The organism is Planktothrix agardhii (assembly GCF_904830935.1).
GTDB lineage: Bacteria > Cyanobacteriota > Cyanobacteriia > Cyanobacteriales > Microcoleaceae > Planktothrix > Planktothrix agardhii.
The window spans coordinates 4,345,480-4,371,775 of record NZ_LR882952.1; the positions used below are offsets into that span (position 1 = coordinate 4,345,480).

Annotated in this window: 11 protein-coding genes and 1 pseudogene (1 of these 12 cut by a window edge); 2 read left to right on the forward strand and 10 right to left on the reverse strand. The window is 39.7% G+C overall.

The annotated features are described in order from the left end of the window. The 3 genes in view from NMG88_RS19965 to NMG88_RS19975 are tightly spaced (each overlapping or abutting the next) and all read right to left on the reverse strand, a layout consistent with a single transcriptional unit that may run on beyond the window. Positions 1-2,658: the start of a non-ribosomal peptide synthetase gene (locus tag NMG88_RS19965; RefSeq protein ID WP_254035734.1), read on the reverse strand. Its footprint begins 11,472 nt before the window's first position; 2,658 of the gene's 14,130 nt are visible here — the first part of the coding sequence; it begins with the start codon at positions 2,656-2,658; its stop codon lies beyond the left edge, outside the window. Next, positions 2,655-5,930: a non-ribosomal peptide synthetase gene (locus tag NMG88_RS19970; protein ID WP_254035735.1), complete on the reverse strand. Its 3,276-nt coding sequence runs from the start codon at positions 5,928-5,930 to the stop codon at positions 2,655-2,657. Before NMG88_RS19970 ends, NMG88_RS19965 begins: the two co-directional genes overlap by 4 nt. Continuing rightward, positions 5,927-14,503, reverse strand: coding sequence for a non-ribosomal peptide synthetase (locus tag NMG88_RS19975; protein WP_254035736.1), 8,577 nt, complete (start codon positions 14,501-14,503; stop codon positions 5,927-5,929). Before NMG88_RS19975 ends, NMG88_RS19970 begins: the two co-directional genes overlap by 4 nt. Positions 14,504-14,787: 284 nt before the next feature. Between NMG88_RS19975 and NMG88_RS19980 the strand changes: the two genes are divergently transcribed. Beyond that, positions 14,788-16,851: an ABC transporter ATP-binding protein/permease gene (locus NMG88_RS19980; RefSeq protein WP_235752192.1), complete on the forward strand. Its 2,064-nt coding sequence runs from the start codon at positions 14,788-14,790 to the stop codon at positions 16,849-16,851. A 34-nt stretch (positions 16,852-16,885) separates the two neighbouring features. Here NMG88_RS19980 and NMG88_RS19985 read toward each other — a convergent pair whose 3' ends face one another. From NMG88_RS19985 to NMG88_RS20010, 5 genes and pseudogenes are all read right to left on the reverse strand, one after another. Beyond that, positions 16,886-17,023 carry a hypothetical protein gene (locus NMG88_RS19985; RefSeq protein ID WP_235752193.1) on the reverse strand — a complete coding sequence of 46 codons (138 nt, stop codon included), beginning with the start codon at positions 17,021-17,023 and terminating at the stop codon, positions 16,886-16,888. Positions 17,024-17,142: 119 nt separating this feature from the next. Further along, complete coding sequence (locus tag NMG88_RS19990; RefSeq protein ID WP_278047057.1) at positions 17,143-18,873, reverse strand: aconitase/3-isopropylmalate dehydratase large subunit family protein; 1,731 nt, start codon at positions 18,871-18,873, stop codon at positions 17,143-17,145. Positions 18,874-18,885: 12 nt separating this feature from the next. Continuing rightward, positions 18,886-19,950, reverse strand: a complete 1,065-nt coding sequence (locus tag NMG88_RS20000; RefSeq protein ID WP_254035737.1) for an isocitrate/isopropylmalate dehydrogenase family protein — start codon at positions 19,948-19,950, stop codon at positions 18,886-18,888. Then, positions 19,934-21,112, reverse strand: coding sequence for a 2-isopropylmalate synthase (locus NMG88_RS20005; RefSeq protein WP_235752195.1), 1,179 nt, complete (start codon positions 21,110-21,112; stop codon positions 19,934-19,936). Before NMG88_RS20005 ends, NMG88_RS20000 begins: the two co-directional genes overlap by 17 nt. Before the next feature lie 97 nt (positions 21,113-21,209). Next, a pseudogene (locus tag NMG88_RS20010) lies at positions 21,210-21,710 on the reverse strand (transposase); the annotation flags it as partial. Between the two features lie 69 nt (positions 21,711-21,779). Here NMG88_RS20010 and NMG88_RS20015 point away from each other — a divergent pair. Further along, positions 21,780-22,952 carry a pyridoxal phosphate-dependent aminotransferase gene (locus NMG88_RS20015; protein WP_042156283.1) on the forward strand — a complete coding sequence of 391 codons (1,173 nt, stop codon included), beginning with the start codon at positions 21,780-21,782 and terminating at the stop codon, positions 22,950-22,952. 4 nt (positions 22,953-22,956) lie between these two features. Here the strand turns inward: NMG88_RS20015 and NMG88_RS20020 are convergent, their stop codons facing one another. Together NMG88_RS20020 and NMG88_RS20025 are read right to left on the reverse strand one after the other, a co-directional pair. Continuing rightward, entirely contained in the window at positions 22,957-25,011 is a 2,055-nt protein-coding gene (locus NMG88_RS20020; protein WP_227381180.1) for an ABC1 kinase family protein, read from the reverse strand. Positions 25,012-25,182: 171 nt separating this feature from the next. Then, positions 25,183-25,617, reverse strand: a complete 435-nt coding sequence (locus NMG88_RS20025; protein ID WP_042157883.1) for a hypothetical protein — start codon at positions 25,615-25,617, stop codon at positions 25,183-25,185. Positions 25,618-26,296 lie beyond the last annotated feature (679 nt).

Here is a 26,296-nt window from a genome sequence, read left to right on the forward strand (position 1 = left end):
GCTGTACTGACTGAGAACAGTTTCAATTTCTCCTAATTCAATGCGGAAACCCCGAATTTTTACTTGATTGTCAATCCGTCCTAAATATTCGAGATTACCGTCAGGTAAATAACGCGCTAAGTCTCCCGTTTTATAGAGACGAGAATCTGGGGAATTACTAAAAGGATTAGGAATAAATTTTTCTTGTGTTAATTCGGGACGGTTAAGATAACCTCTTGCTAATCCTGCTCCACCTATGTGTAATTCTCCTGGAATACCTACAGGTACTGGTTGAAGATTGGAGTCTAAAATGTAGATTTGTGTGTTAAATATTGGGCGACCAATGGCGGGTGAAAGACTATCATGCTTTTCTCCAGAAACTACTACCCCTGAAGTTGTAACGACTGTGTTTTCAGTGGGGCCATAATTATTTACCACCTGAAAAGGAATGAAATTTGACGGATATTGATTAAGCTTATCTCCCCCTGTCAAGAGAGTTCGCAAAGAAACATTAATTTCTGTCCATTCAAGCAATAATAATTGCTCGGCTATTGGTGTTGGTAGAAAACTGATGGTTATTTTTTTCGCTGCTAACCATTTTTGTAATTCCACTAGAGATGTCAGGATTTCAGGTTTGACTAAATAAATACTTGCTCCGGCAGTTAAATAAGGCCACAATTCCCAAACAGCAGCATCAAATCCCGTTCCAGCTAACTGAGTAGCTTTGTCTAGGTTCGTAATTTCAAAGGTGTTTTGATGCCAGAATACTAGATTTAGTAATCCCTGATGGGTAACTAATACTCCCTTGGGTATTCCTGTAGAACCAGAGGTGTAAATTACATAAGCTAGGTTACTAGATTTAATGGTCGTAATTAGATTCTTTTGCTCCTCTTTAAAAATTACTGGCAAGTCAGCATCTACACAAACAATATTTATATTTGCTTGAGATTCACATAATTTATCAATCAATTTTTGTTGAGTTAGCAATACCTTCAAACCAGCATCTTCTAACATAAAGCTTAGACGTTCCTGGGGATATTCAGGGTCAAGAGGAACATAAGCCCCACCCGCTTTTAATATCCCCAATAATCCGACAATCATCTCTAAAGAACGTTCTACACAAATCCCCACTAATTCATCAGGTTTAACACCTAAAGATTGTAAATAATGCGCTAACTGATTAGCTCGACAATTTAACTCATTATAGGTTAATTCTTGCTCTTCAAATACCACCGCTACAGCATTAGGAGTTCGTTCAACTTGTTCCTCAAATAACTGATAAATACACTTATCAGTAGGGTAATCTACCTCAGTATTATTCCAGTCAATCAATAACTGTTGTTGTTCAGATTTAGTTAACAAAGGTAATTGAGAAATTCGCTCACCTGGATTAGCAATAATTCCCTCAAGTAAAGTCAGAAAATGACCGTTCATTCTTTCAATAGTCTCACCATTAAATAGGTCAGTATTATATTCCCAATGTGCAGTCATTCCAGCTTCTTTTACTTGTATAAACAAACTTAGATCAAACTTAGCCTTTTTAAATTCCAAAGGCTGAGAGGTGGCTTTTATCCCCTCTAAATCTATTTCATTTAGAACTTCATTATCTAACCCAAACATTACCTGAAATAAAGGAGTATAACTCATATTTCTTTCAGGTTGTAAGGCTTCCACTAACATTTCAAACGGCAAATCTTGATGGTCGTAAGCATCGGTTGCGGTCTCTCTTACCTGTTTTAATGTCTCGCTAAAACTTGGATTTCCTGCTAAATCTGTTCTTAAGACCAAGGTATTAACAAAAAAGCCGATCAACCCATCCAGTTCACTACGAGTACGGTTAGCAATGGGAGTCCCAACTAAAATATCCGTTTCTCCCGTGTAGCGATTGAGTAGGATATTAAAGGCAGTCAAGAGGGTCATAAATAAGGTGACACCTTTTTCACGACTCAACTTATTTAACCCTTGACTAAGTTCTGGGGAAAGGATACATCTGATTCTATCCCCCTCAAAACGTTGTTCTGGGGGGCGGGGGCGATCGCTGGGTAGATGTAATAAGGCTGGTGCGGCAGATAACTGTTTTTGCCAGTAATTTAACTGATTTTGCAGGATTTCTCCCTGTAAATACTCCCTCTGCCAGAGGGCAAAGTCGGCATACTGGATCGGTAACTCTTTTAAAAGAGGATTTAAACCTTTAGTATAGGCATTATAAAGAGTTGTCAATTCCTGAATAAATACCCCCATTGACCAACCATCAGAGACAACATGGTGCATACAAATCAGCAACAAATTTTCTGTGTCTGATAACTCAAGTAGGGTAGCCCGAATGAGGGATTCATTCGCTAAATCAAAGGGTTGATGGCTGTGAATTTCTAGCCATTGTTTGAGGGCATTCTCTTCTCGATAGTTTTTGCTTTCCTTATCATTAATAATGGTTAATTTCCAATTGCTTTCTGGTTTGATTATCTGCACAGGATTTCCGTCAAGGGTAAGGAAATTGGTGCGGAGGGATTCGTGACGCTGAATAATTTCTTGTAAACTCTTTTCTAGGACATCTATTTTGAGTGTTCCCTCTAAATGCAAGGCAAAGGGAACATTATAAAAAGAACTGTTGGGTTCTAATTGATCTAAGAACCATAAACGCTGTTGAGCATAGGATAGGGGCAATTCTTCAAAATTCATTTTCTTTTTCTTGGTAAAATAGCGGGAATGATGGGTAATTTTTCCTGTTTTAACTGTTCAATTCCTTGGGCTAATTCAGCTAGGGTTGCTGTGTTGAATAACTGACGTAGGGGAAGCTCAATTTTCAGGCGATCGCGAATCTGTGCTACTAATTGAGTCGCCAGTAAGGAATGTCCTCCAAGTTCAAAGAAGTTATCATTTATGCCCACTTTCTCTACTTTTAGAACTTCTGACCAAATATTTACCAATATCTCCTCAATAGGGGTACTAGGGGCAACATATTTGTCTGATATGTCTAAATTTGGTGGGGGTAAAGCACGACGGTCTATTTTACCATTAGTAGTAAGGGGTAAGGCTTCTAAGATAACGAAAGCATTAGGAACCATGTAATCAGGTAATTTAGCTTTCAGAAATTGGCGGATTTCGTCAATTATGATTGTTATTTCGGGCTGGGGTACGATATATGCGACAAGACGCTTATCCCCCGCCGTATCATCCCAAACTAGCACCACCGTCTCCCAAATCTGGGGATGAGATGCCAATAATGCCTCAATTTCCCCTAATTCAATACGGAATCCCCGAATCTTAACTTGATTATCAATGCGCCCTAAATATTCTAACTCTCCATTAGGCCAATAACGAGCTAAATCTCCCGTTTTATACAATTTGTTGGAATGTTCAAAGGGACTAGAAATAAACCTTTCTGTTGTTAATTCAGGACGATTGAGATAACCTTTTGCCACTCCTGCACCGCCCACATACATTTCCCCAGGCACCCCAACGGGTACGGGTTGTAAATATTGATCGAGTAAGTACACCTGTAAATCGGGAAGAGGACGACCAATGACACTGGCTGTACTATTAATATCAGCCATACTTAAGAGGCGATAGGTGACATGGACGGTCGTTTCCGTAATTCCGTACATATTAACTAATTGGGGAAGTTGGTCGCCGTGTCGGTCAAACCAAGGCTGTAAACTGTTGATTTCTAAAGATTCTCCGCCAAAAATTACCAAACGTAAACTTAAATCGGTCTCTGTGACTGAATCCTTCCCAACCTCTCTTAATAAGGGGGAAATGTCCCCTTTTACGGATTCTTCAGCTTGAATTAACTGGCGGAAAGCGGTAGGGGTTTGATTGAGAATCGTTACTTTTTCTTGGCACAATAACTCATAAAATGATTCGGGGGAACGAGTCACTAAATAAGGGACTATTACCAGTCGTCCACCATAGAGTAAAGCCCCCCACATTTCCCACACGGAAAAGTCAAAAGCGTAAGAATGGAATAGAGTCCAGACATCTTGGTAATTAAAATGATACCAGGAGTCTGTTGCCGCAAACAGTCGCACGACATTAGCGTGATTGACTAAAACCCCTTTCGGTTTACCCGTAGAACCCGATGTATAGATAATATAGGTTAAATTATCGGGTTTTACTCCGCTTTCAGGGTTTGACGTGATATTTTGAGCGATTTTTTCCCAGTCCGTATCTAAACAGATAAGTTGTGCTTGATGTTGAGGAATAGACTCGACTAATTTTGCTTGAGTTACTAATACTTTCACCTGAGAGTCTTCTAACATAAAGTTTAGACGTTCCTGGGGATATTCAGGATCAAGAGGGACATAAGCCCCACCCGCTTTAAGAATGCCTAATATTCCCACGATCATCTCTAAGGAACGTTCAACACAAATTCCCACTAAAGTATCAGGTTTTACGCCTAATTCTTGTAGATAATGAGCTAATTGATTGGCACGGGTATTTAATTGCTGGTAAGTTAAAGAATTATTTTCAAATACCACCGCGACATTATGAGGAGTCCGTTCAACCTGTTCCTCAAATAGCTGATGGATACATTTATCCTGGAGATAATTTTCGTGAATATTATTCCAATCACCTAATAACTGTTGTTTTTCAAATTTTGTCAGCAGAGATAATTGGGAAACTCGCGCTTCTGGATTGGAGATAATCCCCTCTAGTAATGTTTGAAAATGCCCCAATAGACGAGTAATTGTGCCATCATCAAATCGGTTAGTATCATAGCTAATTCTCACCAGCATTTGTTGACGAGGAACAGCGACAACTGTTAGGGGATAATTAGTTCGTTCAACCCCCCGAAAATTATCTAGCTCCAAACTCTCATGGTTTGATTTAAGTCCAGTCTTCAAAGTATTACTTTCAAAGACTAGAATACTCTCAAATAAAGATGTGCCGCGAGGAATATCACTCCATCCCTGAATGTCTGCCAATGAACTATAAGAGTATTGTTCCCACTCAATTTGCTGCGCTTGTAAATCCTTTAATAAATCCAGCACTTGAGTTTCTGCTGAAACTTGAACTCGCATGGGCAATGTGTTGATAAATAGCCCCACCATTGATTCAACTCCAACCAATGATGGCGGACGACCTGAGACAGTTACACCAAAAACGACATCGTTTTCTTGGCTATAGCGAGACAGTAATAATCCCCAAGTTGCCTGCACTAAATTATTAAGGGTTAAGCGATTTTGTCGTGCGAAAGACTGGAGTGCTTCTGTTGCTGATAGGGTTAACTGAATTTGTTGCTCACCATAGTTGATATTGCTATTTTCGGTCTTAGGTAACAGTTTTTCCACTGTCAAAGGAGTTGCTGCGGTAAAACCTTGAAGTTTTTGTTTCCAGAATTTTTCAGCAAGTTCTTGATCTTGTTGCTGTAGCCAAGCGATATAATGACGATAGCTTAGAGGAGATTGATATCGAATAGTTTCTCGTTGAGAAATTGCTTCATAAAAGTTTAACAGGTCATTGAAAACCAAAGGAAGTGACCAAGCATCAAGCAATAAATGATGGGAACTAAAAACAAATTGATGGGTATTTTTATCTAATTTGATCAGATGCAGGCGCATTAAAGGAGGTTGAGATAATTGTAGGCTATGCTGTTGATCACTCTCTAAAAAAACCTTTAATTGCTCTTGCTGTTCTTGCTCAGATAACCCTTGCCAATCATCGTTTTCAACAGTAATTTTTACCTGTTTATATACCACTTGTACAGGTTTGTTCAAAGATTCCCAAATAAATGCCGTTCGGAAGATAGAATGTTTTTCTACTATTTTTTGCCAAGCTTGTTCAAAGGCTGCTACCTCCAAATTTCCCCTCAAGGTGCAAATCATCTGCTGAAAATATATCCCTGAATCTGGAGCATACAAACTATGAAATAGCATTCCCTGTTGCATGGGAGATAGGGGATAAATATCCTCAATATTTTGTTTGTTAATTTGGCTAGGTGCTGATGTCATAGATTTGCTAATAATTTATCGAGTTCTGTTTGACTAAATTCTAGTAAGGGAAAATCTGTAGGAGTATAACCTCCATTGTCAGGGGATGTACAATGAACAATTAATTCTTGTAAAACTTCCACAAAATCCTGGGCAATTTTCTCAATGGTTGTGGATTTATGGACATGGGTACTGTATTTCCAATCTATTTGCAATTGTTCGTTGATAACGATCGCGTTAATATTCAAGAGATGAGGACGTTGACCTTCCAAACTGTGGTCTAGTCCACTAGATTCACTAGCGAGTTGTATCAGGGAGTTTTGGTTGAGTACTTGACTGAATTGCCCCAGATAATTAAAGCTAATTTCTGCTTGGGAAAGTGCTGCAAGTTGGGTCACAATTTCTTGATCCCGACGTAGGTAACGTAACAAACCGTAGCCAATCCCTTTGTGGGGAATTGCGCGTAATTGTTCCTTGACAGATTTTAACGCATTTCCGAGATTTTCTTGGTCTATTGTTTCGATTTTTAATATGACTGGAAACATTGTGGTAAACCAACCGACGGTGCGGGATAAATCTACATCCTCAATAATCTCTTCTCGCCCATGACCTTCTAAGTTGAAAAGCACGGAGTCAGTGTTTGTCCATTTGCTCAAAACCAGCACTAAAGCGGTTAGTAAGACATCATTAATCTGAGTTTGATAAGCTTTGGGAACATCTTGAAGGAGTAATTGAGTTTGGGTTTCATTTAATGAGACTGATACTGTACTGATAGATTTTACTGTGTTAGTTCCTCCTGAATAATCTATCGGAATAGGGGAAATTAAGGTATGAGATGCTCTCAACCAGTAAGCTAATTCAGCCTTTAAGAGATCTGACTGGGCATATTCTATCAGATGTTGCGCCCAATCTTTGAAAGAAGTGGTTTTAGGGGGAAGTTTTATTTTTTGTCCTTGACTTAATTGCTGGTAAGCTGTTTGCAAATCTTCTAACAAAATTCGCCAGGAAACACCGTCCACCACTAAATGATGGATGATAATTAATAATCGCGCTCTTTTGTTTACTCCCAAGTCGAAAAAGGCAATTTGTACCAGATTTTTTGATAGATTTAAACTGCCCTGTAAAGATTCCACCTTAGTTGCGATCGCAGTTTGTTGCTCATTATCTGAGAGGGCTGATAAGTCTATAAAATTAACAGAGATGCGATCGATTGAAGCAGAGTAAATTGCTTGCCAATTGTCGCCAGATTGAGTAAATCTTAAACGCAGTGCATCATGATGTTTAAACAATTCCTGCCATATTGGTTCCAAGTATTCCGACTGGAAATTAGATGGCACTGATAATAGATAGGACTGATTAAAGTGATGTGATTGGCATAAGTTTTGCTCAAAAAAACAGTGTTGAATAGGTGTTAAGGGCATTTCACCCGTAACGAAGCCTTGTTCTATCTGAAATTCTTTACTTGTCCCCGTCACGGCGGCTAATTCGGCAATGGTTTGATGGGCAAATAATTGTTTAACGGTTAGTTGTAGTCCAGTTTGTTTTGCTCTGGCAATAATTGAAATACTGAGGATGGAATCGCCGCCAAGTTCAAAAAAGTTATCATCAATGCCAACTTCCTTGACTCTCAAAACTTGCGCCCAAATGGTTGCTAGTGTATCTTCAATGAAAGTACGAGGAGCTACATATCTATCTGAGAGTTCGCTACTAAATTCAGGGGCAGGTAAGGCGCGATGGTCTATTTTTCCGTTTTGTGTGAGGGGTAAAGCTTCCAAGATAACAAAAGCATTGGGAATCATATAATCTGGTAGCTTGGCTTTTAGGTATTGCCGCAATTCGCTAGTTAAGGCGATTATTTGATTTGCTGGGACAATATAAGCGACTAAAGATTTACGACCTGGAATATCTTCACGAACAATAACAACAGATGCCTTGATCTGAGGATATTGGTTTAATAATGTTTCTATTTCTCCTAACTCAATACGGAAACCGCGAATTTTTACTTGATTGTCAATGCGTCCTAAATATTCAATATTGCCATCAGGTAAATAACGAGCTAAATCTCCCGTTTTATATAATTTACTTCCTTCTGCTTTATCGAATAGGTTAGGAATGAATTTTTCTTGTGTTAATTCTGGTCTGTTAAGATAGCTTCTGGCTAACCCTGCCCCCCCAATATGCAATTCTCCTGGTACACCAATCGGAACTGGCTGTAAGTAAGAGTCTAAAATATAAATTTGAGTATTAGAGACAGGACGACCAATAGAAACTTTCTCCTCGTCCTTAGTAAATCTCGCTACAGTCGCACAAACAGTTGTTTCCGTTGGCCCGTAAGCATTAAAGAAATTTCGTCCTTTTGACCACTCAGTTATTAATTTTGCGGTACAAGCTTCACCACCGACGGTTAGAGATTGTAAATTAGGTAAGGGTGCTTGAGGTAAAACAGATAAAGCCGAAGGAGATAAAAAAGCGTGAGAAATTTGGTTCTCCGTTAAGAAATCAACCAATATTTGACTAGGTAATAGGGTTTCTTTTTGGGCTAAATACAAACTAGCACCTGCGGCTAAAGCAGTGGCAATTTCACCAATAGATAAATCGAAACTTAGGGAACCAAACTGGAGTACACGACTATTGTTTTGAATTTGAAAAACGTCACTCCAAGCCAAAGCGAGATTAACAATGCTTCTGTTTTCAATCATCACCCCTTTCGGTTTTCCTGTTGAACCAGAAGTATAAATCACATAGGCTAAACTATCAGTTTTAGTTTGAGAACTGGGATTATCTGTTAACAAGAGTGAAAAACTTTGTTCATCTAAATACAATATTTGATTAAGATTTGTTAGGTTAGTTAATAGTAATTTTTCTTTAAGAAAACCTTGAGTGAGTAACAATAATATGCCAGAATCTTCTAAGATAAACTGAAGGCGTTCTGGTGGATATTCGGGATCAAGAGGGACATAAGCCCCACCCGCTTTAAGAATGCCTAATATTCCTATTATCATTTCTAAAGAACGTTCGACACAAATTCCCACTAAAGTATCTGGTTTAATCTGATAGTTTTGACACAGATAATGGGCTAATTGATTAGCACGATTATTTAATTCCCGATAAGTTAAGGATTCATTTTCAAATACCACTGCCACATGATTAGGAGTCCGTTCTACTTGTTCCTCAAATAGCTGATGAATGCACTTTTCATCAGGATATGCTTTACCAGTATCATTCCATTCTACTAACAGTTGATGACGCTCCCTTTCTGTTAGTAAGGATAATGTCCCGATTGGTTCTTGTGGATTAGCAACAATTGCTTCTAACAAAGTCTGAAAATGACCACTCATGCGGGCAATTCTGTCTTGATCAAATAAATCTATGTTATATTGCCAAAATCCTTGGAGAGAGTTTCCTTTTTCTGTATTTATTTCCCACATTTGTAAGGCGAAATCAAACTTGGCGTTAACATTATCTAAAGATAAAGGCGAAATTTTTAACCCAGGAGTTTCTAATTCCTCCATAGCCACATTTTGTAAGACAAACATCACCTGAAACAGAGGACTATGACTAAGACTGCGCTCTATTTGCAAAGTTTCGATAATTTGTTCAAAAGGAACGTCTTGGTTAGCATAGGCATTCCTGCAAACGGAACGCACTTGTTTCAATAATTCTTCAAAACTGGGATTACCTTCTAAGCGAGTTCGCATCACTAGGGTATTAACAAAAAAGCCAATTAGCCCTTCTAATTCTTGATAGTTACGACTGGCGATCGGTGTTCCTATCAGGATATCATTCTGATCACTGTGGCGGAATAATAGAGTAACATAAGCCGCCATCAAGGTCATAAATAAAGTCGTTGCTGATTTGTGGCTGAGTTCTTTTAGGGAGGCTGTTAGTCTTTCATCTATCTGGAAAGAAAGACAACCCCCTCGAAAGGTTTGTACAGAAGGACGGGGTCTATCCGTCGGTAATTCTAGCAAAGGAGGGGCGGCTGCTAACTGTTGTTTCCAGTAATTAATTTGGTTTTGAATAGTTATAAAACCTTGGTTTTCTCCTTGTAACCATTGCCGTTGCCAAAGCGTAAAATCGGCATATTGAATGGGTAATTTGGGGAGGACAGAAGCATGACCAAGCAAAAATCCTTGATATAAACTGGACAATTCTTTGATCAATACTCCCATTGACCAGCCATCACTAATAATGTGGTGCATAGTCAATAATAAAGCTGATGATTCTGATTTAAGTTGCACGAAGGTGACTCTTAACAATATTCCCGTCGTCAGGTCAAAAGGTTGTAATTGATCTTCAGTTGCGAATAGTTGCAATTGTTCTGACTGTTCTTGTTCTGATAATCCTTGTAAGTCTATAACCGAGATTTTCAGCGTGGCGTGGGGAGCAATTACCTGTACTGGTGTTGCTTCTACTTCCTGAAAATTAGTGCGTAGAATTTCGTGGCGATCAATAATTTCGTTGAGGCTACGTTCTAAAATTTCTAGGTTGATACGCCCTTGAAGATGAACCGCTTTAAACATATTGTAAAAAGGGCTATCTGGTTCTAATTGGGCTAAAATCCATAGTCGCTGTTGAGCAAAAGAAACGGGAAAAGTCTGAGATTCAGTTGGATTTTCTCGACTAATTTGAGGAATATTATGGTTATTGTTCGGGTATTTAAAAGACTCTGCTAATTGCCAAGTTACATTGCCTAAAAAGTCACTATTGTAGTAATCTTTCCATTGATCAACTGTATCAGGATTAATGCTTTGATGTTGGTGAAATTTTACATCTCCTATCATTCTAGATTCGGCATAAATGCCATCAGTCATGCGCTGCTTTTTCTCTTTGTAGGGTTGCAGCATATCAGGATTAAATTCTACTCCTAAAAACTGGCATAAATTCTCTATTGTCTTTTGTGGCTGCTTAACTATATCTTCAAATTTAACTTGATACTGACGTTGTGGAGAAACTTGTTGTAAAAATTCAAGAATATTTTGATGGCTAATTAGCCAAACAAGTTCCGCAAGTTCTCGCCGTTTGAAGGGATGTTCATAGGGAAAAGTTTGCTCTACTCTAGCTTCTTCATAGGAGCGCATCGTTGCTAAGGGATGACGCACTAGATGAATGTAAAGCGGGTTATGGAAATTTCTTTCTGCTCGTTTGAGGGTTTCTAAATCTAGGGAATAGGATGGGGTTTTGTCTATCAAGATTTTATCTCCCAACCATTCCTGTAGAAGACGGTAAAATTGTTTGCTGGTGAGATTTTTGTCTTCTAATTCCTCCATAATGGCGATCGCTTCTTCCGCATTACACCCCTTAATTTCCATGATGGTGCGAATCGTTCCTTCCATCCAGAAGTTGTAACGCCCAGAAAATTGAGCTTTTCGTTCCCCAAGGGTATTAAACCCTAATAGTTCTAATTCTGGAGGCGCAAAAAGCTGTGGATTTCCTCCTAAGATGACGCGGAGTAAGGTGGAACCACTACGATAGGGAGAAAGGATAAAGATGGCTGGTGGATTTTTGCTATTGTCATCCCTTTCATCATCTACTGTGCTGGTAAGAGCAGGAATTAAAGAGCGCATTTGTAACACTTTAGCTTCATCAATTCGCTCTTGGGATAAATCGTTAATTTCTGTTATTGCTTTACCCAGTATTTTAGCAATGGCTTTTGGATAATGTTCTTCTAGGTAAGCGGCTAATCTCCTAACAGTTTTCTGGTCGAATAAAATAACAAAGTGAATAATTTCGCTCAATTGTGCTTGCAGTTTATTAATCAGAATTGCGCCTCGAATTGAATCCCCTCCCAGTTCAAAAAAGTCATCATCTATCCCCACTCGGTCAAGTTTAAGAACTTCTATAAATAGAGACGCGATTGCTTTTTCTAGAGGAGTACGAGGAGCCACAAACTCTCCATCTAACTGACGTTGACGCTGTTGTTGGCCAGCAATCTCTTGGAGAATGAGTTCAGGATTGTATAAATTTTGGGCAATATTTTCAAAGAATTGATAATTCAAGATTCGATAGCTTAAACTATCTGATTTAGCAGTTGTTTCTTCTAAATTTATCTTCGTCTTCTGGTTTAAACTATCTACATTAGATCGGGGACTAAAAATAGTTTCAGAGGCAATTTGAGCAGAAAACTCAAATAAAACACCATCTTTTTTTTCTTGCAGGAGTCCTTTCTCAATACCCGTTAAAAAATCACAGATCGGTTTATTTTTCGGGGTAGATTTATAAAAAAGCTCGACTTTTGCTAATCTTTTTTCTTGGGCAACCGTTCCCAAATAAGCCAACATTTGATGTTCTACACCGCGACCCAATACCCGACAACTGAGTAAAAAAGTATCTACAATTAGGGAATCTTCCTGGGCAGTAAATAATAGTAAACCCACTAAACCATAGTCCCCAAAGCGATCTTTTACCTTAACCCCCCGACAGTCCAATTCCCCTGAATTACAAAGTTGTTTAATTTGGGATTCTGAGCGTCGGATAGTTGTTAAGTTAAATTGGTTAGTCCGTTGAGTGAGTTGAGCAACTCGCGTCAATTCCTCCTTTTGTACGGGGGAAATCTCTATTTCTAAGTTAAGTTGGGCAAGAAAATCTTCAAAAGAAAGGGAATTTTCTTGCAAACGCTGACGCTGAATATTTTGTTGATAAAGATTCGTTCTTTGTTGGTCTTCTTGAGTGGTTTGAAGTTGATCAAAAGCCCAAATATGATCTAAAAATTGGGGGATTTTTTCGCTCTCTTGAGGAAGTTGTAATGTCAAAACTTCGGGACAGTTAGCCCTAACTTTAGCACACTCTATTGGGTTATCATCAATAAAGATAAAACTATCTAACCCTAGTTGCAATTCCTCGGCTAAAGACTGCAAATTTTGAGATTTTTCTTGCCAGTTAATACGCCAATTGACTAAATGATTTCGCTGAAGCAACATATCGGGATGTTGTTCAAAGACAGCAAAGACATCATCGGCTTGATTCTTACTACATAAACAGATTAACTTTCCTGTTGCTTGCTGGGCGATGATAAATTCTTGTAAAGCTCGAAATGGAGCATCAATTTTGACTCCTTTAACTCCATCTTCTCCACAAATTCCATTCCACAAAGTATTATCGCAGTCCAGGGCAATCACTTTGTAGGGAGAGCTTTTCAACGCTAAAATTTTTCTAGCTAATATTGTCCCCAAAGCTGTGAAAAAGGTTAGATTATAGGGAATATGTCCTAATTCGTCTCCGTAGGGATCATAATACTCCTGCACAGGATAGGTTCTGAGTAATTCTTGACTTTTAATTAGACAGATGCTAGGGTTTTGCTGGAGTTCTGTTTCTAATTGTTCTTGTAATTTTTCATGTAACCCATTGAACGCTTTCTCATCGGTGGGAGAGGGGGGACAAATGCAGACCAGGTAGGGATTTGGCGATCGCGTTATCGCTGTTTTTAAGGCATTGGTAAAATCTTTAACAGTTTGCTCGATTTGGGCTAGATTTTGTCCCCATTCTTGTGATAGCGGATTGTGATTTAGGTTGAGACGAGTTGCATAAATGTTAAAGAGTCCTGAACCATGAAGCATTGATTCTTCATCAACAACAAATCTAAAGCCTTTGTCTTCAAGCAAGCGCAGGACTTGTTTAAGTGTACTTCCTTCTTGGTCATGCACCTCCATAACTATTTGTTTAATCAACGACCAGTGATGGTTGTTAATTCCTTGGAGAATTGCCAATTCACTTTTTTCAGCATCTAGTTTTAGTAAATCTATTTTTTTAATCTTGTATTCTTCAATAATTTCTGAAAGAGTTCGCAGTTGAACTTGATAAGTTTCTTCCTTTAATCTGTCTTTAATAAATTCATCCGCTAGTTTTTCTAATGACTCCTCATCCAGAGAATGATCCCGTTGGAGCATATTAATAATTACTGAGCGAATCGCCTTTTCATCTTGCTCTGCATCAGCCGCAAAACTTGAAAAAACTGAGGAACGAGGATAAAAAGTAAAGGTTTCTTCTCGGCGTTCACCCCCTAATCCACAGTTAAAAAGATGGGTATTTGGGCAGTAGAGTTTGGCATTAATCTGTAATTTATCAAAGGCATGGGGGGCTGGTTCAAAGGCATAAATAGTCCCTTTTGGGGATTTTTGTTGAGCAAATAAGGTGAATAGACCAATATTCGCTCCGACATCTATAATACAGTCGTCCTCGTTTAAGACGATTCCATGTCTTAAATAGACGCGATCAACAAAAATTTCTTGATAGAGATACTCGGTTTCGTACTGGTTAAGGTGGGCGATTTCTATGTGATTTGGCAATCTATAACGTAAGCGTTGACCAAACAATTGTGTTTTGAGAGAATCATCAACGGTTAGTTGGAGACGGTTTTTAGTTCCTTGCCAGTCTTCAAACCTCACTAAAACGACATTAACTCCATTTTGATTCGTCGCTAAAAGACTCGATGGATTGAGTAATTCTTGAAAGATTTGATTGTACTGAGCGAATTCTATTGAATCAGGAAATCCCATTGCCTTGAGCCAATAGGAGAGAGAATCTTCCACTGGTTCACTGGTAAATGTGGCTGTGATAGCGATTTTCTGATTAGCAAGGTCTGGCATCGTTGGCATGGGCTAGTCTGTCGGCAGCGTCAACCGATCATTCTAGCTGATTCTATTCCCAAAAACTTTTTTTTGTCAATCTTTAAAAAGCGGCCCTAGTTAAGGATCGGGTTTGAAACCCAAATTTTCGATAAAACTGGACTAGGTATTGATTGTCAGAATAATGCGCCCGTAGTAAGATAACTGGGAGCCAAGAAGTTGTCAAACTCGAACTAGATTAAAATCTTTTCAATCTTGCCTGTTTAGCCCAATTCAAGAGCATTCAACCTAAAATTGTCCTTATTGCTGAAAATATGTCACCCCAAGTCTCTCAAGATCAAGCGACAACTAATCCTATCTCCAATGTCACCAAATTTTGGGCAAGTGTAAAGGCGATCGCAGCCCCCTATTGGTATCCGACTATAACGGGGGGAAGAGCTTTTTCCGATGTGATTAAATCTTGGGCAATGCTGATTTTATTAATCGGGATAATTCTAACCGTTGTGGGTTTAAATGCCTTGAATAGTTTTGTGAGTAATTATTTAGTTGATGTCATCATTGCCAAGGATGATTTTGATAAATTTGTCAAAACTTTGGTGGTTTTCGCGGTTGGACTGCTCTTTGTTACACTTTTGGTTGGATTGCTTAAATTTCTCAGAAAAAGAATCGCTCTGGATTGGTATGAATGGCTCAATAGCTGGATTCTAGCAAAATATTTCAGCGATCGCGCTTATTACAAAATTAATTTTAAATCCGATTTAGATAACCCAGATCAACGCCTATCCCAGGAAATTGAGCCAATTACCAGTAACGCCCTCAGTTTTTTTACGGTTTGCCTAGAAAATGTCCTAGAGATGATCACTTTTTTAGTAATTCTCTGGTTCATTTCTCCTTTTGTTGCCATTCTTTTAGTCGTTTGGACAGTCATCGGTAACGCCATTGCTATCTATCTAAACCAAGCCTTAAATAAAATTACCCAAGAAGAATTAGAACTTAAAGCTAATTACAATTATGCTCTAACTCATGTTCGGACTCATGCGGAATCAATCGCTTTCTTTGATGGAGAAACCCAAGAATTAAATATTATTCAGCGTAGATTTAATAATCTTTTGAACAGTGCTAAACATAAAATTGATTGGGAGAGAGGCACAGAAATATTTAATCGGGGCTATCAGGCAGCGATCCAAGTATTTACCTTTGTCATTCTAGGGCCTTTGTATATGAATAGTGATGGCATTAGTTTCGGACAGGTCGGGCAAGCCTGTTTAGCGGCTAATTTGTTTGCTAGTGCGCTAGGGGAATTAATCAGTGAATTTGGGACTTCGGGACGATTTAGCAGTTATGTTGAACGTCTATCGGAATTTTCTCAAGCCCTAGAAGAAGTCGTTAAACAACCCGAAAATGTAAGCACGATTAAAACCATCGAAGAAAACCATTTTGCCTTTGAAAATGTGACTTTGCAAACTCCCGATTATGAACAGGTAATTGTTGAAAACCTTTCCCTTTCTGTTCAGCCTGGGCAAGGTCTATTGATTGTCGGGCCGAGTGGTCGGGGTAAAAGTTCCTTGCTTCGGGCGATCGCTGGTTTATGGAATGCAGGAACAGGCCGATTAGTGCGCCCCCCCCTAGAAGAAGTATTATTTCTGCCCCAACGTCCCTATATAATATTAGGAACCTTGCGAGAACAGTTACTTTATCCCAATCGCAATCAAGAAAAAAGTGAGGCAGAATTAAGAGAAGTTTTACAACAAGTCAATCTCCAAAATCTGTTAAATCGAATCAATGGTTTTGATACAGAAGAGTCTTGGGAAAACGTTTTATCTCTAGGAGAGCAACAACGTTTGGCTTTTGCTAGGGTATTAATTACCCGTCCCAGTTTTACTATCCTAGATGAAGCCACCAGTGCTTTGGACTTTAAAAATGAGGGTAATTTATATCAGCAATTACAAAAAACTAACACAACTTTTATTAGTGTCGGACATCGGGAAAGTCTCTTTAACTATCATCAATGGGTTTTAGAACTTTCTGAGGATTCCCATTGGCAACTGCTGACAGTTCAGGACTATCGGCGACAAAAAGCTGAAGAAATTAGTAGTGTTCCTGGCGATAATTCCCAAGCTAGAGTCGAAAATTCACCTCATCAGCAAGCCGCAATGAAACCTCAAATTAATTCTTCCGAGGAACTCCTCCTTGAATCTCCAACGACAACAATCCTGACAGAAGAAGGACTTTCCCACGCACAAATGACGAAATTAAGCAACTATTCCGTCAGTAGTATTAGAAACCTAGCCAGTCGGGGAAAATCCATTACGGGAAATGATGGACTTACCTATCACTATGATAAAGACCCTAAAATCTTAAAATGGCTAAGAATTTAGCCGATAAGGGATGGGTAAAAACAACTTCAAACCATCACATTAATTTAGGAGCAAAAATGACTCTAACTTTAGTTAACGAAAAAGAATTATTACAGGAAATAGTTCTTTCCTCCTCAAATTGTTGAATTTTAAAATCTAAACTTTCTTGTAAAGGATTAGGTAAAGTAATCATTCTGTCAATAATTTGAAACAGCTTGATAATCTTTTCTCTCGTTAAGCCCCGATCATACAACCCTCGAATTAAAGACCACTTCCAAGTTCTACGGCGGAGAGGATGTCAACAGAAAAGTATTAATCAAGATTGGCAGTAATTTTTCCTTTAATAGCTGAAATTGCGACAGTTCTAGGGGAAGCCAAATAATTTTTAGCGGTAGGGTCGCCACTACGTCCTTTAAAATTACGATTGGTGGCATAGACTCCCGTTTCTTCCTTGTCTAATACTCCCTTTCCTGAATTAATACAAGCTCCACAACCAGATTTGAGCAGTTGCGCCCCAGATTCTTCAAAAATAGCAAGATAGCCCAATTCTTCGGCTTTTTGACGTACCTCCATTGAAGCTGGCACTACGAATAAATCTACCCCCTGGGCAACCCGACGATCTTTTAATACAGCCGCCGCTTGAGCGAGATCGTAGAGTTTTCCGCCAGTACAAGAGCCAATAAAAGCTTTGGTGATGGGAACATCTTCTAATTGACTAATGTTAACTACCTGATCTGGTTTAGGGGGACGGGCAACCTGGGGTTCCAAATGGCTCAGATCGAATTGATAAACAGCCTCATACTCGGCATCGGGGTCAGCGATGCCAAAGGCACGCTTCGCGCACGCGTCTTCAAACCCAATTGGTGTGCGACTGGTAACATAATGGTTTGTCACCTCATCCGCCGCAATTAAACCACACATAGCACCACATTCAATAGCCATATTAGCCAAGGTCAGGCGTTCATCTAAGGGCAATTGTTCAATGATAGAGCCACGAAATTCCATAACTTTACTGGTGGCTCCCCCACAGCCCAATTTGCCTAGAATAAACAAGATAATATCCTTGGCACTAATCTGAGGAGGAAGGGTTCCCGATAACTCAAACACCAGGGTTGGCGGGACTCGTATCCACATATCCCCCATTGCAAAAATATTGGCCATGTCTGTGGTTCCTACCCCTGTGGAAAAGGCTCCTAAAGCTCCATAGGTACAGGTATGGGAGTCCGTTCCTGCAATGATCATTCCAGGGCGAATAAATCCTTTTTCTGGCAACAAAACATGACAGATACCAGCCGCTTCCCCTGGGGAAACCAGATCAAATAGATGACAGCCTTGAGCTTGGGCAAATTTGACCATCTGCTCATACATAACCGGGGCTTTGTTATCAAGGCGAATGTCATTAATTTGGATAAAGTGATCAGCGACTAATACCACCCGTTGCGGATCCCATAATTGGGCGGTTTTTCCATAATTGTCATAAAATACCTTCGCGACCGAACTAGCCACCGCGTCATGGGATAAAGCCAGATCAATCTTGGCAAACACCCCTTCCCCTGGTTTCACATAATCATTGCCCGAAGCTTTTGCTAACATCTTTTCCACCCTGGTCATGGGACGGGCAGGGGTGACACTAGGCGGAATTTTAACCTTGCCTTGACGACGCTTTTGATTAAAGGCCATTAATCCCCCAGCAGTGGCGATCGCTTCTACCACAGGGTTTTGTTCCGTCTCCCCAATAATTTCTAAGGAGAGTCCAATATTAATACTATTGCGATAGAAAATTTCGGCGAACGATCGCGCTTTAACTTTTTTGATGCCAGCCGCTTTTAGGGCAATGGGGGCAATTTCTCGACTTGATCCACAGCCAAAATTATTCCCTGCTTCGATCTCATCATATTGTAGTAGTTCTCCCACGCCAATGATGTGTTCTAAAGCATATTGTTTTAAGTGGTCTGGATCATCATTAGTCCCTCTTTTAGCGGGAATAATATCGTCAGTATTAATATCATTTCCCAGGTACAGGATTTTGTTAGCATCAGTCATGGATTAAACTCATTATTCAGTAGGTTGTTCAAGGGAAATTTCTTCAAGGAATAGGTCAACGAGGGTAGCCGTATTGACCAAAGTTTCGTGGTTTTGAGGGAACAAATCGGCGGTGCGGTATCCTTTGCCTAACAGTCGCTCCTGGGCCTTGAGAATCCGTTGGGCTGCCTTGATTTCTCCCCATTGTTGTAGCATCAAAAAACAACCCGCTAGAGTACCCAGGGGGTTGGCAATACCCTTGCCAGCAATATCTGGGGCAGTTCCATGAATGGCTTCATACATCCCCAAACCCTGGTTATTGAGACTGGCCGATCCCAATAATCCAATGGAACCCACCAACGCTCCACCAATATCACTGAGAATGTCCCCAAACATATTCCCTGCCAAAATCACATCAAATTGTTGAGGATTGAGAACCAGTTGCATGGCTAAGTTATCAACGAGCATTGGGGACACCACCACATCAGGAAAATTGGTAGCTTCCTCTTGTACCAATCGAGTCCAAGGAATCTGAGGTAGGGCATTTTCTTTGTGGGCAACGGTAAGTAAACCTCGACGTTCCTGGGCTTTTTGGAGGGCTACCTTTGCAATACGACGAATTTCCTGATCGTAATACCACATGGTGTGATAGCCGTAGGCTCCCTTTTCATCCGTACCCCGACCTGCTGGGCCAAAATAGATGCCACTGACCAATTCTCGAACGATTAAAATATCGAGATTTTGTACTTTCTCAGGTCGCAGACTGGATGTATGCAGTAAACCTGGGCAACTGCGAATGGGTCGCAGATTAATAAAAAAGTCGAAGTGCCTCCGTAGTTCTAGAAGTCCCCCTTGACTCACTGCCCCAAAAACAATGCCATCAGACCCTTCACACTGTTGGCTAGTTTCTGGGGGAAAAGTACTACCTAATTTTTCTAAGGCCATGCCACCGAGCAAGCCATAGTCTATAGTTAAGGCAAATCCCTCAAGTTGGGCAACTTGGCGCAGAATGGTTAAGGACGCTTCGACGACTTCAGGCCCAATACCTTCTCCTGGGATGGCAACGATACGATAGGATGATTTATTCAAAGATGCCATTTTTCCATAACTCCACCACCTCCTCGGCGGTAAAATATCGTTCTTGTTCTACAGCTAAGGTTTTGATCACAGAGCGCATTTTCTCATATTGTTCCTTGGGTTGGGGATGATTGAGTTCTTTTTCAAATAGATAACGGAAATTGCTGGCACCACTCCATTTTCCAAAGAGAATTTCAATCGTGTTGTGGGGCAAGACGGCATAACTTTTGGGATCTACTAACAACGAATTGACGTGAATGCCAGATTCATGGCGTTGTGCTTGTTGGGAGTAAGGAGCGGCGGGACGAATGCCTTTTTGTTCCATATAATCCAGAACTGGGGCGATCGCTTCATAGTTAATGCCTTCGACTTCAATGCCAAAGCGAACTTTTAAGCCGTTTAATACCTGTTCAATGGCAACATTTCCTGAACGCTCACCAATGCCGCCAAAGGTTCCCGAAACGATGGTCGCGCCTGCCATCACTGATTGGAGGGTATTTTCTAAAGCTAAGCCTAAATCATTATGGTAGTGTACTCCTAGATTGACCCCTGTGGTACTTTGCAAGAGATCGTTAACCCAAATATAACTTTTTTCGGGACTGAGAACCCCAACGGTATCAGAGAGGTAACAGTCTTCAACATAAGGACTGAAGGTACGCAAGCACTCAACCAAAAAGTCAAAATCAGCCCTTGAGGCATCCTCGATCGCAAATTTTACCCTTAATCCTGCTCCCTGAGTTGCATAGCGTAAATGGTTAACAATTTCATCAATGGCATTTTGACGGATTCGGTTAATAATGTGGTCAGGAATATGATCATCAATGGTCTTTCCTTGAAACTCTTTCATCTGAGAGATTTCCCGATCGCGTAGAAAGAGTAAGCGATCAGAAAGCCCTTTAAAAAGTACAATCTGACTAAGATCACAGTCTTTAGCTATATCTATAAAGTCCTTTTTGATCGGGGTAGCCGCCACAATTTGATGCTTTAATCCTTGTGCTACTAAGGTTTTGACTAATTTTGTTTCGTCATCACAAACACAGGGCATTATTTCGATCTCAGACACCCCTGTTTGGGCAATTAAATGGGCAAATTCTTGTTTCATTTCATAGGGGAAGAACAATCCAGCCTGTTGTTCCCCATCTCGTAGGGTCGTATCTGAAATTTTAATAGGAAGGGTTTGCATTTTTTCCTCTAATTCATTGAAATTGCCACAAATTCCTGCCGATACATCGAATGGCTTACGGCATTGATGTTACTATCAATGTTGAATGTTGACAATTGATTTTGATTAACTTCCCTGATTTTTCTTCAGTATTAGACCAGTTTAACTTTTCAATTGATTGGTATTTTTCTTTTCCTCCTGTGTCATCTAGTAAACGATTCTTTTTGAATGGGCAATAATAAATTTTTCCTAATTCTTCAATCATTGCCATTAGTTTTTGTGACCCATACCAGCTATCCATAAGGACTTTTGCGAAGGGGAGTTGTTTTTCTGTCACCAGATTGTTCAACATATCAGCTACATGATCTAGTTTGGTTTTATTATCATATTCTGGATCATATATGCGATAATCAATTACCCAAAATAAACCCAGTTCTGGATTAACATAAACACAGTTAACCAGCCCAATACCTGACAGTACACGATGTTCTGTTTCGCTATATTGACGACGGACTAATTCAATTTTTTCCCCGAACCTTTTATCCAATACTGTATCATCAAAAATGATCGCACTATTTTCACTGATTTGGATATATGATGTTATCATTCTATAACAAATGGGTTGCCACGATGCAACCCCCCTCCTAGAATCTAAGGATTGAAACAGAAAATTACAGATTTTTAAAGTATGAAGCTAGCAGCGCGAGTAGAAAAAGTTCCACCGTCTGTAACGCTGGCGATCTCAGCGAAGGCAAAAGCAATGAAAGCTGAGGGGATGGATGTCTTAAATTTTAGCGTAGGCGAACCGGACTTCGATACCCCTCCACATATTGTTGCTGCGACTAAAAAAGCCTTGGATGAAGGCAAAACTCGCTATGGCCCAGCAGCAGGGGAACCCCTGTTACGATCATTAATTGCCCAAACCTTAAGTAAAGAAACAGGTTTAGACTATAAAAGTGACAATATTATTGTTACTAATGGGGGTAAACATTCCCTCTATAATTTGATGGTGGCGGTGATTGATCCAGGAGATGAAGTAATTATTCCGTCTCCCTATTGGTTGAGTTATCCTGAAATGGTAAAACTGGTGGAAGGGATTCCGGTTATTGTGCCAACGGGTGCAGAAACTGGTTATAAAATCACCCCGGATTTATTGCGCCAAACTATTACACCCAAGACCAAACTTTTTGTTTTGAATTCTCCTTCTAATCCGACGGGAATGGTGTATACCCCAGAGGAAGTTCGCGCCTTAGCTGAGGTTGTTGTAGAAGCGGGTATTTTAGTGGTTTCGGATGAAATTTATTCTAAAATTATTTATGATGATGCTCAACATTTAAGTATTGCTGCTGCCCATCCTGAAAGCTATAAATCTACTTTAATTAGTAGTGGTTTTGCCAAATCTTTTGCCATGACGGGCTGGCGTCTGGGTTATTTAGCCGGAGATGTGGATATTATTAAAGCCACAACTCGTATACAAGGTCATAGTACCTCTAATGTTTGTACTTTTGCTCAATATGGGGCGATCGCTGCTTTAGAAAACTCCCTCGATTGTGTGGAGGAAATGCGTCTAGCTTTTGCGAAACGACGAGAAGTAATGTTCAATTTATTAAATGCAATTTCAGGAATTAGTTGTCTAAAACCTGATGGTGCATTTTATATGTACATTAATATTGAAAAAACAGGTTTAAATTCCGTTGAATTCTGTAATTACTTACTAGAAGAAAAACAGTTAGCCTCCGTACCCGGCCATGCTTTTGGAAATGATAACCATATTCGTTTATCTTACGCAACGGATTTAATCACGATTGAAAAAGGAATCAAGCGATTAGAGGAATTTGTTCATTCTAAGATTAAGGTATAATCAATTAACGACTGGGTGGTAGAGATAGGGGCTGTTTAGGCAAGGATTTTCCTTGACTAGAATCTCCGTTTTTTTCAACAGTAGATCCTAATTGATTATCCTCATAAATTAGAGGATCAGAAGATAGAAATAACTCCCGAATCAGTCTGGCGGCGGCTCGTTGAGCTAATTCCCCCGCCACTTTTTGGCTCAGGTTTTGTACTTCTGGTTTAACCATTAAACCAGGAACTCGCTGGACTAATAGCATGGGATCAAAGCCTTTCGTATCTTGGAGAATACCCACAATTCTTTGAATTTGTTCTAAATTATTCTGATTGGGGGTGGTTTGAGGGGCTGTGGTGGGAGTTGGGGAGACTTTGACTCCCATCCATTCCGCTACTTTAGATTGGGCTGTGGTCAACGCATTACGAGAGGCTGTATCAATACCTTTAACCAACTCATTCCCTAACTGTTCTCGAATCAATTCTCCCCGCTCTGAAAATAAAAAGTCGAGGGTTTGATCCAGCATTTGGTTGATATCATAATCCTCGCTATTTTGGGCATTTTTGAGTAAATTTTCCAAACGATTCCATCGAAATGATCCATCTTTAAACAATAAATCTTTTAAGGAGGTTCTTAACTCAACGGAAGGATCGGTTAAAAGTCTTTTTGCTACATAAGGATAGGCTTTACTTAATACTTTAAAATTGGGATCAACGTTAATAGCAATCCCTTCTAAGGTGACTAAAGACCGAATAATTAAGGCGTAATAAGCCGGAACTTGGAAAGGATACTCATACATTAATTCCGAGAGTTGATCCGTAATACTCTTAAAATTTAGTTCGGCAACACTTGCCCCCAAAGCATTACTAAACACCTCTGCTAAAGCCGGAATAATCGGAGTTAAATCGGTTTCAGGCTTTAAAAATTCTAACTTCACATAATCTTTCGCTAATCCTTCAAAATCCCGATTAACTAAATGCACAATAGCCTCTAATAACCCATATCTTTGATAGGGTTTGACCTCGCTCATCATGCCAAAATCGAGATAGACTAATTTTCCTTCAGGACTGGCTAATAAATTACCTGGATGGGGATCGGCATGGAAAAACCCATGTTCCAATAATTGCCTTAAAGAACATTGTACCCCCACTTCAATTAAGTAACGGGCATCAATTCCTCGGGCAGTAACTTCTTCTAAATTGGTTAATTTAGTTCCGTTAATCCACTCCATGGTTAAAACCCGTCGCCCGGTATAACCCCAATAAATTCTAGGCACATAAATATCGGGAATATTACCGTAAAGTTGTTTAAATCGTTCGGCATTTCTGCCTTCGTGGTTGTAGTCCATTTCTTCATAAATTCTTTCCCCAAATTCATCCATGATGGCGACTAAATCACTGCGGATAAATTTGAATCTTTTCTTTGCAAACTGGGCTAGGGTTCGTAAAATATAAATATCCAGGGCAATACTTTCGGATAAACCTGGACGTTGAACTTTGACTGCAACGGTTTCTCCGGTTTTTAATTTGCCTTTATAAACCTGTCCCAAGGAAGCCGCAGCTAGGGGATCGGCACTTAATTCTGCATAGATATTATCGGGGTGATCGCCTAATTCTTCTTCAATAAATTGATAGGCAACTTCATTGGAGAACGGGGGAAGTTGATCTTGTAATTTGGTTAATTCGTCTAAATATAAAGTAGGCATAACGTCGGGCCGGGTGGAGAGGGCCTGTCCAACTTTAATAAAGGCTGGGCCGAATTCGGTTAATATAGTTCGCAGTTGAATTGCCCGTTTTCTCTCGGTTTTAACTTTTTTTCCCCGTTTGCCATCAAACCATAATCCTAGGGCGAAGGAACCGAATTTCCAAATAATTCTAAATAGGCGTCCCCAGACTTGGAACAATCGAGAACGGTAATAGTCGGCAATGGCAACGGGATCGTAACGTACCGTAGGTTGATCCGATTCCTTGTGGATGGTTCCCTCTGGCCGGGGATGATGTTCGTCCATGGACTTGGAGGAAACATCAATGGTGGCAGGGGAAAATGATCCGTTTGGTTCGAGTTGGGTAATAGTCATGGGGTGAATTTAAGTCAAGCCGGGGCTGAGTTTTGAATTTATATGAACTATTGTAACAACATTCCTATCAGTCATCAGTTGTAGGGGCGGGTTCATCAAGATTTAAGTGATTAACAAAGATCTCAAAGAACCCGCCCGTACCAGTTAACAAGATTCCAATAGTAGAACATCTCAATCCAGATTTTCTGTTTCTCGGTTGGGTGCAAGTCGGTTGCATATATTCAATAAATGGAGACGGGTACTCACGGGAAGACGGGGTAGGGGGACTTCCAGATTTGGCCAGGTGGGTAAATCAAAACAGGGACAACAATTGGGGGGCATTCCGGCAACTTTCACCGGAACCATTAGGGAACACCGCCCACAGGATTCGATTTCCCATTGGGAGGAAAGTAGGTCTTCAATGGTTTGCTCGGTTCCCTCTAAATAGCATTCTCCAGACTCGGGGGATAGAATTTCGTTCCAGCATTCCTCAAACTGTTGGCTATACCTTTCTCCTTGAACCACCGTTAGCGGTAGGCGGGAGTCTGCGCCGTTGCGAATGAATACTTTTTTGCCTAACTGAAACCAGTGAGCCAAATATTGTTTAACTTGATTTTCGGAAGCCATGATTTTAATTTTTTGAGGTTTTATAGCAGGGAACACCGGAACAGCCCCCCCAAACCCCCCGTGCACGGAGGGCTAGGGGGGGAGGGAACACCGGGGGAAAATACTTCACCATCTGGGTTCTAAGATCCGTTTCTGTCCTAATGTCCTAACTGCCTTGGCGGTTGCTATAACAGCTAAATTTAAAGATGATGGGGCAGAACTTTAACTTCAAATCAAAGGCAATTAACTATTTTTATATTTTTTGAGTTAAATTATATCGGTTAAATTCACATTAGAACCAAAACTAAATCCATACTAATCCTATAATTTTATTGATAATAAAATCTATATATTACAATTTTTCTAGGAAGTTAGCCTCGATTAGAATTGATGAGATAGCTTTATTAAAAGCAGATGAACTTGTATTAACCAACCCCATTATATCATTTAATCATGAATATGGATAAAAATATATTAATCTTGGCAAAAATTAATAAATATATTTTTGTTTTTTAAATCTTCATTTATTTTAGCAATAATTATATTAAATAATTATGTTTTTTTCTTTTAATAATCAATGATTAATTTTTAATTAAATTCGCTATAAATTTATTCTGTGCAGGGCTTTTGAAACCAAAATCTTAAAAGTTGTTAATAGATTGGATATTTAGCTCATTTCTCCGATAAACTCAATAAGCAG